Below are 16449 nucleotides of genomic sequence, written 5' to 3' on the forward strand. Positions count from 1 at the left end.
GCGCCTAGCTGTCGGCGCGAGCGGGCTGCCGCGCGGCGGTGGACTGGCGTCGGACGATTTCGTGCTCGAGCACGTGGTCGGCGCACCGGGCCGTAAGGCTCTGGCCGCCGGCGATTTCGGCCGCCAGCAGGCCCAGCGCCTCGGCCGCCAGCTTGCGGACCGGCTGATGCATGGTGGTCAGCGGCGGCCAGAGCGTCACCGCCGCCGAGGTGTCGTCGAAGCCGACGACGGTCAGTTCGCGCGGCACGTCCAGTTGGCGGCGATGGGCCACCGAGATGACCGCGGCGGCCATGTCGTCATTGCTCGCGAAGATCGCCGTCGGCGGTGGAGAGGCGTCGAGCAACTGCTCGGCCGCCGCCAGTCCCGACGCGAAGCTGAAGTCGCCCTGGGCGACGGTCGTCCGCACCCCCTGGACCTCGCTCGCGGCGGCCAGGAACCCCGCCAGGCGCTCGCCGCTGGCCGCCTGGTCCGGATTGCCGAGAATGAAGCCGAGGCGCCGGTGGCCCAGACCGGTCAGCTCGCGGGTCATCTCGCAGGCGGCGCGCCGGTCGTCGATGCGTACGCAGATCGCGCCCTCGACCCCATAGGCGCCGACGGCCGCCATCGGCAGTTTGGCCTTGCGCAGGACGCGCAGCACTGGGGCCGCCTCGCCGAGCGGCGGCGCCAGAATGACGCCGCGGACACCGGCGGCGAGGAGGTTCTTCAGCGACTCCTTGTCGGGCGGATGGCCGCCTTCGCTCCCCTTGAGCAGAACCAGGCGGGCGCCGCGGGTCGAAGCCTCCTCGAAGACGCCGGTCAGGAAGTCGCTCATGAAGGCCGCGCTGGGATTGGCGTAGATGACCCCGATCCTGAGTTCCGCCGAGGTGACGAGACTGCGCGCGGCGACATTGGGCGTATAGCCGAGCGCGCGGATCGCCTGATCCACCGCCGCGCGCGTCTCTGGATCCACGTTGCTGCGGCCGTTGATCACCCGCGACACCGTCATGGCCGAGACGCCGGCCTCGGCCGCCACGTCGACCATCGTCGCGCCACGCGTCTGTCCAGTCCGTCTCGCCAATCCGATCTCCCGCGCGCTCAAGCTCGAGCGCTGCTAGCCTGTCGCGCACCTGGCGCGATATTCCTCGGAGGCGAGGTGTTCGACAACCGCGCACCGCGCCCCGTCAGTCGGTCGAGGCTCGTAATTTCCAGATCATGCCCTGGGCCGCGATCGCGGCCTGGGTGCGGTTGTGGACGTTGAGCTTGCGCATCACGGCGGTCATATGCGCCTTCACCGTGGCCTCGGCGATGCAGTTCACGCGCTCGAGAACCCTCAGTTGGGCCGGGGTGAGTTCGCCGAGGCTCTCGTGCGGGCTCTCGGCGATCGCGGCGTTTGTCCGTCTCGTCATTTCCGCCCTGCGCCTCCACGCTTCCGTTACTCGCCTGCGCGCCAAACCTGTCGGGGCGGGCAAGATTCATGCACGAGGTCACCGTATTGGGCGGCGGGCTTAAAGTACAACAGATAATGTTAGCGCAAACATGGGGAAATTATCACCTCGAGTTGCGCTGGATTGACGCCCTTCGAGACGGGGCGCGCAAACACCACGCGCCGCCGGGAGCCTTGCGCGCGGCCAGAAGCCGGACCACTCTGCCTTAACAATGATAACCTGCGAGGGAGGGCGTCAGGGCCATGGCCAGCGAACGCTTTGACTACGTCGTGATCGGCGCCGGCTCGGCCGGCTGTGTGCTGGCGGCCCGCCTGACCGAGGATCCGAACATCAAGGTCCTGCTGCTGGAGGCCGGCGGCAAGAACAGCTCGATCCTGGTCAGGATGCCCGCCGGCGTGGGCCAGCTGATCAAGGACAAGGGCGACTGCAACTGGGGATTCTGGACCGAGGCCGAGCCCAACCTGGACAATCGCAAGCTCTGGTGGCCGCGCGGCAAAGGCCTAGGCGGCAGCTCGGCTATCAACGGCATGATCTACATCCGCGGTCATGCACGGGATTACGACCAGTGGCGGCAGATGGGGCTGTCCGGCTGGTCCTATGCCGAGGTGCTGCCCTACTTCAAGCGCTCGGAACATCATCACGGCGGCGGCGACGCCTATCACGGCGGCCAGGGTCCGCTGCACGTGTCGAAAGGCGAGTCAGACAGTCCGTTTTATTCGACCCTGATCGAGGCTGGCCGCCAGGCGGGCCACAAGACGACCAAGGACTTCAACGGCTTTCAGCAGGAGGGCTTCGGGCCCTACGACCTGACCATTCGCGACGGCCGGCGCTGCAGCGCGGCCATGGCCTATCTGGCCCAGGCGCTGTCGCGCCCGAACCTGACCTGCGTGACCGAGGCCCGCACCACCCGGATCATCGTCGAGAAAGGGCGGGCGGTCGGCGTCGGCTACGTGGTCGGCAAGGCCGCCGAGCAGAAGACGGCCTATGCCGACGCCGAGGTGCTGCTCAGCGCCGGCGCGGTGCAGTCGCCCCACATCCTGCAGCTGTCAGGGATCGGCGCGCCAGACGACCTGAAAGCCCACGACATCGCGGTCGTCCATGAGTCGAAAGGCGTCGGCGCCAACCTGCAGGACCACCTGGACGTCTGCGTCTCGTGGACGACCAAGAACCTCAAGACCGCCTATTCGGCCAACAAGGGCCTGAACAAGCTGGGCGTGGGCCTGTCGTACATGCTCCTCGGCAAGGGCCTGGGCCGGCAGCAGTTCCTGGAAAGCGGCGCGTTCCTGAAGTCACGGCCCGACCTGGACCGGCCCGACCTGCAGATCCACGGCGTGCTGGCGATCATGCAGGACCATGGCAAGACGGTCGTCGAGAAGGACGGCTTCACCCTGCACGTCTGTCAGCTGCGTCCCGAGAGCCGGGGCCATGTCGGCCTGCGCTCGGCCGATCCGTTCGACGATCCGGCCATCCGCGCCAACTACCTGGCCACGGACGAGGACCGCCGGGCCATCCGTCAGGGCGTGCGCATCGCCCGCGAGACCGTGGCGCAGAGCGCCTTCGACCCCTATCGCGACGCCGAGTACGCGCCAGGCAAGGATGTCCGCAGCGACGCCGACCTCGACGCCTGGATCCGCGCCAAGGCCGAGACGATCTACCATCCGGTTGGCACGTGCCGCATGGGCGTGGCCGGCGATCCGCTGGCCGTGGTCGACGACCGGCTGCGCGTCCAGGGGCTGCAAGGCCTGCGGGTGATCGACGCCTCGGTCATGCCGACCCTGGTGGGCGGCAACACCAACGCCCCGACCCTGATGATCGCGGAGCGAGCGGCGGACCTCATCCTTGGCAAGGCGACATTGGCGCCGCAGGACGTTCCGGTGTTCGAGGACGGGCGAGCCGTGGCGGCTTAGGGAGAACACCATGAAGCACCGTCCCCTCGGCCGCTCCGGCCTCTCGACCGCGCCGCTGATCTTCGGCGGCAACGTGTTCGGCTGGACGGCCGACGAGGCGACCTCACATCGCTTGCTGGACGCCTTCGTCGACGGCGGCTTTAACGCCATCGACACGGCCGATGTCTATTCGGCCTGGGTTCCCGGCCACGAGGGCGGCGAGTCCGAGGGCGTGATCGGCCGGTGGTTCCAGGCGAGCGGCAAGCGCGACAAGGTGCTGATCCTGACCAAGGTCGCCATGTGGCCCAAGCAGCCGGGGCTGTCGGCGGCCAATATCGAGGCCGCGGTCGAGGGTTCGCTGAAGCGGCTCCAGACCGACTATATCGACCTCTATCAGTCGCACCAGGACGACGCCGAGACGCCGATCGACGAGACGCTGAAGGCCTTCGACCGCCTGGTCAAAGCCGGCAAGGTCCGCGCGATCGGGGCGTCGAACTTCTCTCCCGACCGCTTGAAGGCCAGCCTCGATACGTCGAAGGCCAAGAGCCTGACGCGCTACGAGACGATCCAGCCTAAGTTCAACCTGGTCGACCGCGAGCAGGTCGAGGGCGCCTTGGCGGATCTCGCGACGGCGGAGGGGTTGGGGATCATTCCATTCTACGGCCTGGGCGCCGGCTTCCTCAGCGGCAAGTACCGGAGCGAGGCCGATTTCGAGGGCAAGGCGCGGGCGCGGACGATCCTGCGCGACTACTGGAATGACAGGGGCCGGACGGTGCTGGCGGCGCTGGACGCGGCGGCGGAGACGGTCGGGGCCTCACAGGCTCAAGTCGCCCTGGCCTGGATCATGGCCCATCCGGCGATCACCGCGCCGCTGGCCAGCGCGACCTCGGTGGAACAACTGGACGAGCTGATGGCCGCCGCCCGGCTGGAATTGCCCAGTGACGTGTGGAAGCGGCTGGATGAGGCGGGGCGCTAGGCGATCGCCCGGCCGTCCAGGGTCGCCAGGCGCAGGCGGGGCATGTCCTGGTTGGCCTCGCCCAGCGGTTTGATCTCGCGCAGGCCCAGCTCGTAGGCGGGCCGGCCCATCAGGCGGGCCATCATGGCGGTCGGTTGGTAGAGGCCCAGGAACCGGTCGGTCTCGCCGCTGGCGCCTTGCAGCGGGGCGAACAGCACTTCCATGCCGACCGACGGGACGCCGTGGGCGCGGATGTCGGCGGTGACGACCACCGGCGTGCGGCGCTTGCGGGCCACGTCGAGCGCCGATTTCAGCTCCAGGCGGTGCGACAGGGCCCACAGCGACAGGGCGTCGTGGCCGCGCAGGTCGCGGGCGTGAAGGTCGGACACGAAGCCCCCGGCCAGGCGGAACGGCAGCTTGCCGCCGTCGCGGCCGAGAATGAAGACCTGCGGCAGAAGCTCCAGGAAATCGCCCGGATTGACGTCGGTGCGACGGGGCAGGGCGGCGTCGCCCTTCTTGTCACGCCAATAGTCTATCAACCGTTCCGTGCTTGGATGGAACATCGTCGTCCCCTGGCGGGTCCTGCGCGGCTGTTTTCGACCGCACGAGGCTTGCTGGGAGAACCGGGCCAGAGGCTTGACCGTCCCATTCTGGAGCAGATCCGGGGAGGGGTGGGCGCTTCGGCCCGATTCTTGCTTAACAGCGAGCGGAACGACCCGATGTGAAGGGAACCGCCGATGAAGGCGCCGAAATTGAACACGCGCGCTCTGCTGATCGCCCTGGGCGCCCTCGTTGGCGGCCTGCTGGTTGGCGGCGTGGCCTATGCCCAGTGCAACAGCGGGTGTCAGCCGCCGCCGCCCCCGTGCTGCTCGCCGCCGCCCCCGCCGCCCAAGCCTCCCGCGCCGCCGACCGGCTGCTGCGGCGGCGGTCACAACGTCAACATTCCCGGCGTCAATGTGAACATCGGCGCGACCGTGATCGTGAACGCCAATTCCAGCGCCACGGCGACCAGCAACGCCGGCTCCAGCGCGGGCTCTTCGGCCGGCGCGGGCGCCAGCGCCGGCGGGGTCGTCAACTATTACGGCGGCGGCTCGCACGGCGGCTACTATTCCGGCCCGGTGGCCAGCGGCTACATCCAGGGTCTGAACGTCGAGGGCGGCGAAGCCCGCCGTCGCCAGGCCTATGAGGCGACCCGCACCAAGGTGCGCCGCGTCATCATCCGCGCCGTCTGCCTGGACGACCGCGACGTGCCGCACCCGGCCTCGCAGGTCACGCCCGACCGCGACATCGACGACGCCTATGACGGCGAGCTCTATCGCTGCATCGCCGGCAGCCGCATGCAGTACGTGATCGCCGACTACGAGGGCCAGATCGACATCTCGACCGGCGGCGCCGGCCAGACCTACATTTGCCAGAAGAACGAGGCGCTCTATCACGTCCCCGGCGCCGGTCCCAATGGGGGACAGGGTGGCCAGGGTACGCTGACCTGCCGTCCGCAGCGTCCGGCCCGCGATTGCAACGAGCGCTCGCTGCTGCGTCGCTTCGGCGCCGGCGTGAAGATCCTGACGATCATGACCATCGAGAGGTACACCGCCTACCGCGAGGAGACGGTGCAAGAGCGCCAGACCCTGTCGACCAGCTTCAGCCTGGACGGCGGCGTGGGTGGGGTCGTGTACTAGACACCAAACCACCGCCCTTCCCGGCGTTCGCCGGGAGGGGCGGGAGATGGAGATACGAAAAAGGCCCCGGTTTTCGCCGGGGCCTTTCTCTTTGGCACTCTACACCGCGTCCTACTTCGCCGCCGCTTCCGGCTTGACCAGCAGCAGCCACGACTTGTCGTCGCCCAGATAGGTCTTGGCCGCCTTCTGGACGTCGGCCGGGGTGACGCGGGCCAGGCCGGCCAGCACCGAGCGGGTGGCGTCCAGCAGGCGCGGATCGTTCTGGGCGTTCGACAGCGCGCCGACCCAGTATTCGTTGGTCGCGCGAGCCTTCTCGATCTGGTCGATGCGCGGCTTCTTGGCCCGCTCCAGCTCGTCGTCGCTGACGGGCTTGTCGCGCAGGTCGGCGGCGATCTTGCGGATCGAGGCGATCACCCCGTCCAGCTTCTCGGGCGGCGCTTCGAGGCTGACGGCCAGATAGCCCCAGTTCTTGAAGGTGACGCTGGCGGTCGACATCGCGTTGGGCGAGTAGGTCGCGCCCTGTTTCTCGCGCAGCTCGTCGATCAGGCGCAGTTGCATGACCTGGCCCAGGATCGAGATGTCGCGCGAGCGCTGCAGGTTCGAGAACAGGTCGTCCGTCCGCCAGGCCATGAACAACGCCGCCTGGTCGGCCCGGCCCTTGTGGGTGCGCACCACAGGTTCGGTCGCCGGGGCGGGGAAGGGCGCTTTCTCGGCGCCGGGCGTGGCCGGATCGCCCGAGCGGGCAGGCAGGGTGCCGAAGGTGTCGGCGACGGCGGCGATGGCCTTGTCGACCGTGGTGTCGCCGACGATGACGATCTCCACATCGCCCTTGGTCAGCGGATTGGCGACGGCGGCCTTCAGTTCGTCCAGGGACGCGCTGGCGATCTGTTCGCGCGACGGGAAGGTCCAGCGCTGGTCGCCGACGTGCATCAGCCCGCCCAGGTCGCGGCTCAAGACGCCGCCGGTCGTGCTCTGCAGCTGGTCGTGCAGGGTGCCGTAGCTGGTCTTGACGCGATTGAACGCCTCGGGCCGCCAGCCCGGCTCGGTGGCGAACGCGGTCAGCACTTGCAGCTCGGTCGACAGGTCCTCGGGGCGCGTGCGGCCGTTCAGGGTGAAGGCGTCGTCCTCGACGCCCAGCTGGGCGTTCCAGATCTTGCCAGTCAGCACCCGCTCCATGTCCTGGGCGCTGATCTGCTTGAGACCGCCTTCGACGAAGGCCGTGCCGGACCACAGCGGGCTCTGCTTGTCGGACGGCATGTCCAGCAAGCCATGACCCGTGCGGACCTTCACCAGCACCTGGTCGTCGCGGAACTTGGTCGGCTTGACCGTCAGCTTCACGCCGTTCTCGAAGCGCACGAAGACGGCGTCGAGGTCGGAGATCTCCTTCTGCTCGGCGACCTTGCCGGTCGGGCCGAAGCTGGAATAGGGCCAGGCGGTGACGCCCGGCGCGGCCGGCGGTGTCACCGCCTGGCTCTTCAGCGCGTCATAGGCCTTCAGGATGGCCGGCTCGCCGCCTTCGATATTGGTCGGGGCGGCGATGACCACCAGCGGGCCCGAGCCGGCGAAGGCGGTTTTCAGCACCGTGTTGACGCGGTCGGCGGTCAGGCCCTTCACGAGGGCGTCGAAGGCCGCGAGGTTCTGGCTGGGCGAGGTGATCACCTCGCCGTCGCCCAGGGTGTCGACCAACTGGTTGGCCAGGCCGGGCGTACGCTGGGTGGCCTCGCCGGCCGCCGCCGCGACCAAGCCCGAACGCATGCTGGCGATCTCGCGGTCCAGCTCGTCCTGGCGCACGCCGTACTGGACGGCGCGGCGCTGCTCGGCGTCCAGCGCGGTCATGGCTTCGAGCCAGCGGCCCGGCTGAGCCGTCGCGCCGAAGGTCGTCACCCGCACCGCGCCGTACTGGTCGCCCTTGAAGGCGCCGCCGGCGATGAACGGCGGCTCGGCCGAGCGGCCGATGGCCTGCAGGCGGCGGTTCAGCACCGCGAAGCCCAGGTTCTCCAGCATGTCGCGCTCGTCGACGGCCTTGGTCTCCAGCAGGCCGTCGGGCTTGCGCATCCAGGTCATCTGCACCGACCAGGGCGCGCCGGCCTCGACGATCAGCTTGGCGGTCGGGCCGCGCTTGGCCACCGGGCCGACATCGGGATCCTTGCCGTTCTTGCCCTTGCCGACCCAGTCGCCGAACTTGGTCTTGATCTTGGCTTCCATGGCGTCGACGTCGAAGTCGCCGACAGCCACCAGCACCGCGCGCTCGGGCCGATAATAGGCCTCGTAGAAGTCGCGGATACGCTGGGCCGGCGCGGTCTTCAGGATGTCGGGCTTGCCGATCGGGATCCGCTTGGGCGGCAGCTGGCCTTCCATCTGGGCTGACAGGGTGGCGATGGCGACGCGATAGCCGGGACTGTCGCGCGTGCGCTCTTCCGACAGCACCACGCCGCGCTCACGGTCGACGGCGTCAGGGGCGATGGTCAGCTCGCCGGCCGCCTCGCGCAGCAGCATCAGCGAGGTGTCGACCGTGCCGTCGTCGGTCTTGGGCAGGTCCAGCTGGTAGATGGTCTCGTCGAAGCTGGTCTGGGCATTGGTGTCGGCCCCGAAGGCCAGGCCGTGGCGCTCCAGGATCTTGACCATGTCGCCTTCAGGCACGTTCTTGGAGCCGTTGAAGGCCATGTGCTCGAGGAAGTGGGCCAAGCCCTGCTGGTCGTCGGTCTCCATCAGCGAGCCGGCGTCGAACCACAGACGCACCGAGGCTTGGCCAGGGGGCGTGGCGTTCTTGCGAAGGGCGTAGCGCATGCCGTTGGGCAGCACGCCGAAGCGCCAGGCCGGATCAGGCGCGACGTCCGAGATCTCCTGGGCCCACTGGCCAGGCTTCAGGTCGGCGACCTTCGGTCCCGCCAAGGGCGGCGCCTCGGGGATCGCGGGCGCGGCGGCTTCCTTCTTCGGCAGAGGCAGGGACGGCGTGGGAAGGTGCGAGCAGGCGGCGACCGAAAGGCCGGCGGCGGCGACAAGCGCCAAGCGCGAAGCGCTGATCATCGAGAATCCAGGGCAGGAGAAAAACGGAGGCGGCACCTTGGCCGTCCCGCATGGCGCACGCAAGGCGCGAGGTTGGCCGGTTTTGGCCTTAATGCGGGCTCAGGCCGCGGCCACGTCGCCGGTCTGGCGGCGCAGGCGCCAGAAGCGGATCGTGCGCAGGGCCGACTCGCGCGGCAGGGCGGCGTAGAGCTCGCCATAGGCCCGGGCCTTGACCATGACGTCATCCGACGGGTCAAGGATCAGCAGGGCGAAGGTCAGGAACAGCGAACGGTCGAAGTCGGCCGCCTTGCAGATCACCGCCAGGGCGTCCATTTCGCGACGCTCCAGGATCTTGCGGGCGGTGTGGAAGTCGACCTCGGCCATGTCGGCCAGGGCCACCAGGAACAGCGTCGTCTTCTTGCCGCGCAGCATGTTGGCCAGCATCTGCGGCGAGATCGGGCCCTTGGCGCGCAGGGCCTGGAGCTCGGCTTCCGCCTCGGCGTGATCGGGCGGCAGGGCGCCGTCCTGGGTGGCGACGCGCTTGCGGCCGGCGGCGAGGGCGGCTTCCAGCGTCGCGGGATCGACGCCGGCGTTGCGCTCCATGATCCGGTCGCGCAGGCGGGCCTCAACCACGAAATACATTTCGTTCAGCAGGTCGACCGGCAGGCTCTGACGGTCGATGACCGCCTCGTGCAGAGCGGGGTTGGCGGCGGCGCGGTCGACGACGGTCTCGTGCGCCTGGCGCGACAGCACCGCGCCCTCGTTGCGGAGCAGGACGCCCAGGGTGTCGTCGTCGCCGCGCGCCACGATGGCGTCCGACACCACGCTGGAGACGCTGGGACGCTGCGAGATGGCCCGCAGGTGGTCCTGGCCCTTGGTGCGGGCGACGTGCAGCAGGTCCTCGTCGGTGAGGGCGTTCGAGCCGCGCAGGATCGGCTCGGCCACCACGATCGAGCTCGACGCCAGGGTGCTGGACAGGCCGCGTGGCGCGACCGGGGTTTCACCCAGGCGGGTAGCCAGTTCGATCTGGACGGCTTCTTCCATGTCGCCGGCCAGCTGGCTCAGCACCTGGTCGAACAGCGCCATCTCGACCGCGTTGCCGCCGTCGGCCGCGAACAGCAGGTCGGTGACGCCGCGCAGCAGTTCCCGGCGCTTGGCGCTGGAGGGCTCGTTGGCCAGGGCGATCAGGTCGTTGAGGCGCGACTGCATCTACCGGTCGCTGTCCTTCTTGGTCTTGCCCGACGAGCCTTGGGCAGGCCATTCGCCGTCATCGCGCGGCTTGTCCTCGTCCTCGGGCGCGGAGGCCGGCGGGGCGATCAGGACCATGCGCGGCGGACCGGCGGCGGGAATGGCGTCGGGGATCATGCCGAACTGACGGCCGACGGAATAGGTGCGAGCTCCGACCTGACCGGCCGGCAGCGCGAACGGCTGCTGCGGGGCCTGGACGGGCGCGGCATAGGCCACCGGGACCGGCATGGTGTTTGAAGGCGCGGCGGCCGGGGCGTCGTAGATGCTTCGCGGCAGGTCGCGGGCTGGCGGCGCGTAGGCGGGGACCTGAGGCTGGTAGGTCGCGCGGACCGGCTGTTGCGGCTGGGGTTGCGGCCCGGCCTGCGATGCGCCGCGAGCCCACCAGGGTTGAGCCTGCGACGCGGCCTCGGCGGTGGGGGCGACGATCTCGCGCTTGCCGCTCCAGCCCAGGGCGCGGCCGGAATAGGCTTGGCCGGTATAGCCGGGAGCTCGGCCGTTCACGGCGACAGGCGCGCGATCCGGCGCCGGGCCGTAACGGCTCTCGCGCGAGCCGTCCGCGTACGCGGAGGTCGCGCAGGCCAGGGCGGCGATGAGGGCGATGCAGCGCATGGGGCCGATCCGGACGGAGTCTTAGGTCTCCTGTCGTAGCCTCAGCGGCTTAATCTTGGCCTAACGTCCGCGCCAAGAGTCCAGAAGTCGACGTTCCAGCTGCTCCATCGCGGTGTGCAGCACCACGCCCAGCACCGCCAAGGTCAGCAAGGCGGCGAACACCTTGGCCGTCTGCAGGCGGTTGTAGGCTTCGAGGATCCGCCAGGCCAGGCCTTGGGCGCCGCCCGAGCCGGCCACGAACTCGGCCACCACGGCGCCGATCACGGCCAGGCCAGCGGCGACCTTGTGCCCTTCCAGCAGGGCGGGAACGGCCGACGGCAGACGCAGGCGGACGAGGCGATGCACCGGGCTGGCGCCATAGAGGTCGAACAGGCGCGCCAAGTCGGGGTCCACCGCCTTCAGGCCGGTCAGCGCGCCCGAGAAGATCGGGAAGAAGGCGACGACCGCGGCCAGGCCGACCACCGCGCGCTCGGGATGATCGATACCGGCCCAGATGGTGACCAGCGGGGCGATGGCGACCAGGGGCGTGACCTGCAGGGTCACCGCGATCGGTCGGACCGCGTCCTCCAGCACGCCGCTCAGACTGACCGCCAGGGCGAGAGCGCAAGCTGCAAGGCTGGCGATGATCAGGGCCAGCAGAGCCGTCGACAGGGTGGCCCAGGCCGAGGCCAGCAGCAGCGGCCAGGACTGCAGGAATGCCGACCAGATCGCGCTGGGCGTGGGCAGCAGATAGGACGGGACCGCCAGGATCCGGCAGGTGACTTCCCAACCGCCCAGCAGGACGGCGATCAGGATCAGGGGCGCCAGGACGCGTTTCACGCGGCGCGCTCCGTCGCCCGCGCCAGCAGGGCCGAGACCGCCTCGGCGGAGGCGCGGAAGGCCTCGGTGGTGCGAAAGCCCGGCGGACGGACGACGGGACCGTCGATCGCGACCTCGCCGGCGATCCGGCCAGGGCCCGGAGTCATGACCACGACGCGGCGAGCCATGTAGACGGCCTCCTCGACATTGTGGGTCACGAACACGACGGCCGGCGCCAGTTCGGCGGCCAGAGCCAGGACGTCGTCGGCCAGGGCGCGGCGGGTGATCTCGTCCAGGGCGGCGAACGGTTCGTCCAGCAGCAACAGGCGCGGCCGGGTGACCAGGGCGCGAGCCAGCGATGCGCGCATGGCCATGCCGCCGGACAGCTGGGCCGGGCGGGCGGCCAAAGCTCCGCCGAGGCCGACCTTGCCGAGGGCTTCGTCGGCGGCCGCACGGGCTTCGGCTTTCGCGGCGCCGGCCAGCTCCAGCGGCAAGGCGACGTTGTCGCGCGCCGACAACCAAGGGGCCAGTGTCGGGGACTGGAAGACCACCGAGGTCTCGCCCCGGCCGGCCGCGCGGGTCACCTGTCCACGCGTCGGGACCTCGAGACCGGCCAACAGGCGCAAGGCCGTGGACTTGCCGCAGCCCGACGGCCCGACCAGGGCGACGATCTCGCCGGGCGCCAGGCTCAAGTCGACCGGGCCTAGCGCGCGACCGCGGGCATAGTCGACCTCGACCCCGGCGAGGCTGGCGATCGTGGCTGTCATTGGCCCTTGGGCAGGAACTGCAGCGTGTAGGCCTTCTTGTAATCCATGTCCTTGGGGTAGACGCCCTGCTCGGACGCCACCTTGAAGAACTCGGCCCAGCGGGCGTCGGTCATCAGGCCAATGTCGGTCTTGTCGGACTCGGCGCTGACGATGCCGTAGGACCGCATCTTCTCGCGGGCCTGGTCCAGGACGTCCTGGGTCATTTCCGGATTGTCCTTCAGGATCGCCGCATCGCCCGGCTTGGGATCGCCGTAGAGGTAGGACTTCCAGCCCGCCGCCGTGGCCTCGACGAAGGCCTGCACGGCCGCCGGGTTCTTGGCGATCAGGCTGTCGGGGACCAGGGCCATCGAGGCGTAGGCCGGATAGCCGCTGTCGGCCAGCAGGAACACGGCCGGCTTGATCTTGCCTTCCTTCTCGATGAGGTACGGCTCGCTGGTGGCGTAGCCCTGCTGGATCACGCGCTTGTCGGCCAGGAACGGGGCGCTGGAATAGTTGTACTTGCGCACCTGGTCGTCGCTGAACTGGTACTTGGCCTTTAGCCAGACCCAGAAGGCCGTGATCGACGCGTCCGACAGCAGGATCGGCCGGCCCTTCATGTCGGCGATGCCGTTGATGCCCTGGCCGGGGTGGGCGATCAGGACCTGCGGGTCCTTCTGCATGAACGCCGCGACGGCCTTTACCGGGGCGTTCTCCTTGGCCAGGTTCATGACGATGAAGCTGTTGGAGCCGACGCCGACGTCGACCGCGCCGGTGGCCAAGAGCTGAGGCACGTTCACGGCCGGGCCGCCCTGGATCAGGGTCACGTCCAGGCCGCGCTTCTTGTACTCGCCGGTCGCCAGGGCCTGGTAATAGCCGCCCAGCTCCGCCTCGGCCCGCCAGTCGGTAGCCAGTTTCAGCTTGGTCTCGCCGGCGGGGGCCGCGTCCTTGGTCGGTGCGGGCGAACAGGCGGCGATCAGGGCCGTCAGGCCCAGGGCGGCCCCCATGGTGACAAAGACGCGGCGACGCATGGATTTGGGCTCCCTCGATTTGAGGCCAAGTTAGGGGGCGGAGAGCTGAGTTCCAAGCGGGAAGCGGGCGGAATCCATGACTCCGATCTCCCCGGCGAAAGCCGGGGCCCAGATGGAGGAATGCCGGGGTAGGTTCCAAAGGCGCGGCGTTGATCCCGTCAGCCAAAAGCGCCATGGGATCTGGGTCCGGGCCTTCGCCGGGAAGGTCGGGCTCTCTGAACCCCTAAACCTCGGGCGTCACCTTGTGTTGCAGCCAGCGCTCGACCTTGGCGTAGAGCACCTCGCGCTGGATGGGCTTGGCGATGTGGTCGACCATGCCGGCGGCGTAGCAGCGCTCGACCTGGCGGGGCAGGGCGTCGGCGCTCATGGCGATGATCGGAACATCGCCGGCTGGCGCGCGCAGGGCCTTGATCGCGCGGGTCGCCTGCAGCCCGTCCATCTGCGGCATGTGGATGTCCATCAGGATGATGTCGTAGTGGCCGTTCGTGGCGCGCTCGACGGCCTCCTTGCCGTTTTCGGCCAGGTCGACCTCGCAGCCGACCAGGGTCAGCAGGGCCGCGCCGATCTCCAGATTGATCGGGTGGTCGTCGACGATCAGGATCTTGGCCGCGCCGGGCCTGGGGATCTTCGGGCGCTCGGGCGCGGCGATCGGTTCGACGGTCGGGGCCGACAATTCGATCCAGAAGCAGGAGCCCCGCCCGGCGACGCTGTCGACGCCGATCTTGCCGTCCATCACCTCGACCAGGGCCCGGCAGATCGCCAAGCCCAGGCCCGCGCCGCCGTGCAGGCGGCTCATCGAACTGTCGGCCTGGGAAAAGCGCTGGAACAGCAGGGCCTGCTTGTCCAGGTCGATGCCGACGCCGGTGTCGATCACTTCGAAGCGCAGGCGGTCTTCCAGGTCGCCGGGCTCGACGATCAGGCGCGCGTCGATACGGCCCTCGTCGGTGAACTTCACGGCGTTGTTCAGCAGGTTGATCAGCACCTGGCGCAGGCGGTCGGCGTCGAGGTCGTGCAGGGCCTCGACCGGGTCGATGATCGTCAGGTCCAGGGCGAGACCCTTGGCGCGGGCCTCGGGCGCCATGATCGCCACGGTGTCGCGCAGCAGGGCGGCGGCCGAGGTCGGCTGGGGCAGCAGCTCGATCTGGCCGGCCTCGACCCGCGAGAAGTCCAGAATGTCGTTGACCACGGTGAGCAGGGCCGCCCCGGCGCTGTCGATCAGATTGATCTGTCGGCGGACGTCGGGCGGCAGATCCTGGCGCGTCGCCAGCAGCTGGGCGAAGCCCAGCACGCTGTTCAGCGGCGTGCGGATCTCATGGCTCATGGTGGCCAGGAACTCGGTCTTGGCCTCGGTCGCGGCGAGTGCGCGGCTGCGGGCGGCGCGGGTCAGCAGCTCACGGCGCAGCAGCAGGCGCTTGAGGCGATCCTGCTGGGCCAGGGCCAGGCCCGCGGCCAGGCTGGTATAGAACAGCACCGCCATGAACACCTGGATGGTCCGGGCCTGGGCGACCGGGCCCAGAATGGCGTTGAACCGGGGCGAGGCGCCGGACATGGCGATCGGCAGGGTGATCAAGGCCACGATCAGCGAGGCCATCGCCGCGCCGCGCGCGCCCAGGCGGTAGGCGGTGGCCAGGGCGATCGGGAAGATCAGGAACGGCGGGGCGCCCGAGGCCGGGTGGGCGCACAGCAGGGTGACGGCGGCGACGGCGAACAACAGCAGCAACTGCTCGGGCCACGGCCGATAGAACGAGCGGCGGTGTTCGGCGTCGATCAACACCAGGGTCGCGGGCAAGGCCACGGCGAGCCCGAGGGCGCAGCGCAGGAACCAGTCGGTCAGCGCCTGCAGGAACGGCCCGGAGAACCCTCCCGCCAGGATCGCCGCGCAGAGCAGCGCGCTGGCCGCCGCGACCGGTGTGGTGACGGCGGGCAGCAGGGCCAGCGATCGCAGAGTGCGGATACGCGGCGCGCCGCGCCAGAAGCGAAGGCAGATCCCCCAGACGGCCATGGCCTCCCCGGCGTCGATCGCCGTGTACAGGAGCGCCCGCGGGGGGCTGTCGCCGACCAGCAGGTCGATGACCAGGTGGAAGACGACGAAGACGATCATCAACGAGACGCGGCGCGAGCCGCCCAGCGTGATCAGGCCTGCCGCCAGCAGCGCGTTGGCCGGCCAGAAGGCGGCCACGCCCAAGACGCTGCGCGTCAGATATTCGCTGAACGCCAGGCTGACGACGACGGCGGCGGACAGGCCCAGCAGCAAGGCGGTCTGCCGTCTCTGTTCCTGCTTGGCCGGCCTGTGCGGCATGCTCGTTCTGTCCCCCGTTCGGCCCGCTCTTTGGCGCGGCGGTCAGGCGTCGGACGGCCGAGCGCTCGGGAGCCACGCCAATTGCGGCGCCGCGCACGGCTCTCTGCCGTGGACGACGACGCCTCCATGAATACGCTCGCCCGCGCGCCAGTTGCCCGGCTATCGCCCGATGTGTCGTTTCGCCGCAGGACGCCTCCGACACGATCCGACTCCTAAGCGATTGTATTTCCAACGTGCTTGCGTTCTGGCCCGGCTGACAATGCATGGCCCCGTGCACAATTCAAGAGGGCGCTAGCGCTTCGGGCCGTAGCGATCCAGGGTTGCGGCCGCGCCAGGTTGGCCACTCCGGATTAGAGGACGACGGCCGTCCCCGAAACCGACACCATCATCATCTGGGCGTTGGGGCCGACGGTGTTGTAGTCGAGGTCGACCGCCAGGATGGCGTTGGCGCCGACCTTCTCGGCTTCCTTGACGAGCGCTTTCAGGGCGTCCTCGCGGGCGCGGGCCAGGACGCGCTCGTACGACTTGGAATGGCCGCCGACGAAGTCACGGATCGCCGCCAGCAGGTCCAGCACGACGTTCGCGCCCAGGATCGACTGGGCATAGATCGCGCCCTTGTACTCCTGGACCGGGTGGCCTTCGATGAACGGCGTAGTCGTGATCAGCATCCGGGAATCCTGGGCCGCAGTGCGGTTAACCTAGGCGCAAACGTCGCCATTCGCGAGGGGCTCCCCCGAAAAGCGACGCTTTCGGCCCCGGGGTTCGCGCGAC

Annotated in this window: 14 protein-coding genes; 3 read left to right on the forward strand and 11 right to left on the reverse strand. The window is 69.4% G+C overall.

The window, feature by feature from the left end:
- Positions 1-4: 4 nt before the first annotated feature.
- On the reverse strand, positions 5-1021 hold the full coding sequence (locus ASC70_RS10135) for a LacI family DNA-binding transcriptional regulator (RefSeq protein WP_082539608.1): 1017 nt from the start codon (positions 1019-1021) through the stop codon (positions 5-7).
- Between the two features lie 139 nt (positions 1022-1160).
- Positions 1161-1385: a LuxR C-terminal-related transcriptional regulator gene (locus ASC70_RS10140; protein ID WP_056049621.1), complete on the reverse strand. Its 225-nt coding sequence runs from the start codon at positions 1383-1385 to the stop codon at positions 1161-1163.
- Positions 1386-1666: 281 nt separating this feature from the next.
- Here ASC70_RS10140 and ASC70_RS10145 point away from each other — a divergent pair, with 281 nt between their 5' ends.
- Both ASC70_RS10145 and ASC70_RS10150 read left to right on the forward strand, forming a co-directional pair.
- The gene (locus ASC70_RS10145) at positions 1667-3331 is read left to right on the forward strand and encodes a choline dehydrogenase (protein ID WP_056049626.1); all 1665 of its coding nucleotides are present in this window, start codon (positions 1667-1669) and stop codon (positions 3329-3331) included.
- Positions 3332-3341: 10 nt separating this feature from the next.
- Positions 3342-4286, forward strand: a complete 945-nt coding sequence (locus ASC70_RS10150; RefSeq protein WP_056049629.1) for an aldo/keto reductase — start codon at positions 3342-3344, stop codon at positions 4284-4286.
- On the opposite strand, the gene ASC70_RS10155 is transcribed toward ASC70_RS10150, so the two are convergent.
- Complete coding sequence (locus ASC70_RS10155) at positions 4283-4828, reverse strand: PAS domain-containing protein (RefSeq protein ID WP_047409579.1); 546 nt, start codon at positions 4826-4828, stop codon at positions 4283-4285. The genes ASC70_RS10150 and ASC70_RS10155 overlap by 4 nt on opposite strands.
- Positions 4829-5002: 174 nt before the next feature.
- On the opposite strand from ASC70_RS10155, the gene ASC70_RS10160 reads away from it, so the two are divergent.
- Positions 5003-5944 carry a hypothetical protein gene (locus ASC70_RS10160; RefSeq protein ID WP_047409576.1) on the forward strand — a complete coding sequence of 314 codons (942 nt, stop codon included), beginning with the start codon at positions 5003-5005 and terminating at the stop codon, positions 5942-5944.
- 111 nt (positions 5945-6055) lie between these two features.
- Here ASC70_RS10160 and ASC70_RS10165 read toward each other — a convergent pair whose 3' ends face one another.
- The 8 genes from ASC70_RS10165 to ASC70_RS10200 form a co-directional block, all read right to left on the reverse strand.
- Positions 6056-8971: a pitrilysin family protein gene (locus ASC70_RS10165; protein WP_056049631.1), complete on the reverse strand. Its 2916-nt coding sequence runs from the start codon at positions 8969-8971 to the stop codon at positions 6056-6058.
- Positions 8972-9070: 99 nt separating this feature from the next.
- On the reverse strand, positions 9071-10159 hold the full coding sequence (locus ASC70_RS10170; protein ID WP_056049635.1) for a DUF2336 domain-containing protein: 1089 nt from the start codon (positions 10157-10159) through the stop codon (positions 9071-9073).
- Positions 10160-10807, reverse strand: coding sequence for a hypothetical protein (locus ASC70_RS10175; RefSeq protein WP_056049636.1), 648 nt, complete (start codon positions 10805-10807; stop codon positions 10160-10162).
- A 60-nt stretch (positions 10808-10867) separates the two neighbouring features.
- Complete coding sequence (locus ASC70_RS10180) at positions 10868-11626, reverse strand: ABC transporter permease (RefSeq protein WP_056049639.1); 759 nt, start codon at positions 11624-11626, stop codon at positions 10868-10870.
- Positions 11623-12372, reverse strand: coding sequence for an ABC transporter ATP-binding protein (locus tag ASC70_RS10185; RefSeq protein WP_056049642.1), 750 nt, complete (start codon positions 12370-12372; stop codon positions 11623-11625). The genes ASC70_RS10180 and ASC70_RS10185 overlap by 4 nt, the downstream gene beginning before the upstream one ends.
- Positions 12369-13379, reverse strand: a complete 1011-nt coding sequence (locus ASC70_RS10190; RefSeq protein ID WP_056049644.1) for an ABC transporter substrate-binding protein — start codon at positions 13377-13379, stop codon at positions 12369-12371. The genes ASC70_RS10185 and ASC70_RS10190 overlap by 4 nt, the downstream gene beginning before the upstream one ends.
- A 223-nt stretch (positions 13380-13602) precedes the next feature.
- Complete coding sequence (locus ASC70_RS10195; RefSeq protein WP_056049646.1) at positions 13603-15678, reverse strand: MASE1 domain-containing protein; 2076 nt, start codon at positions 15676-15678, stop codon at positions 13603-13605.
- 350 nt (positions 15679-16028) lie between these two features.
- Complete coding sequence (locus tag ASC70_RS10200; protein ID WP_047409555.1) at positions 16029-16346, reverse strand: YbjQ family protein; 318 nt, start codon at positions 16344-16346, stop codon at positions 16029-16031.
- Positions 16347-16449 lie beyond the last annotated feature (103 nt).

The organism is Caulobacter sp. Root343 (assembly GCF_001425745.1).
Lineage (GTDB): Bacteria > Pseudomonadota > Alphaproteobacteria > Caulobacterales > Caulobacteraceae > Caulobacter.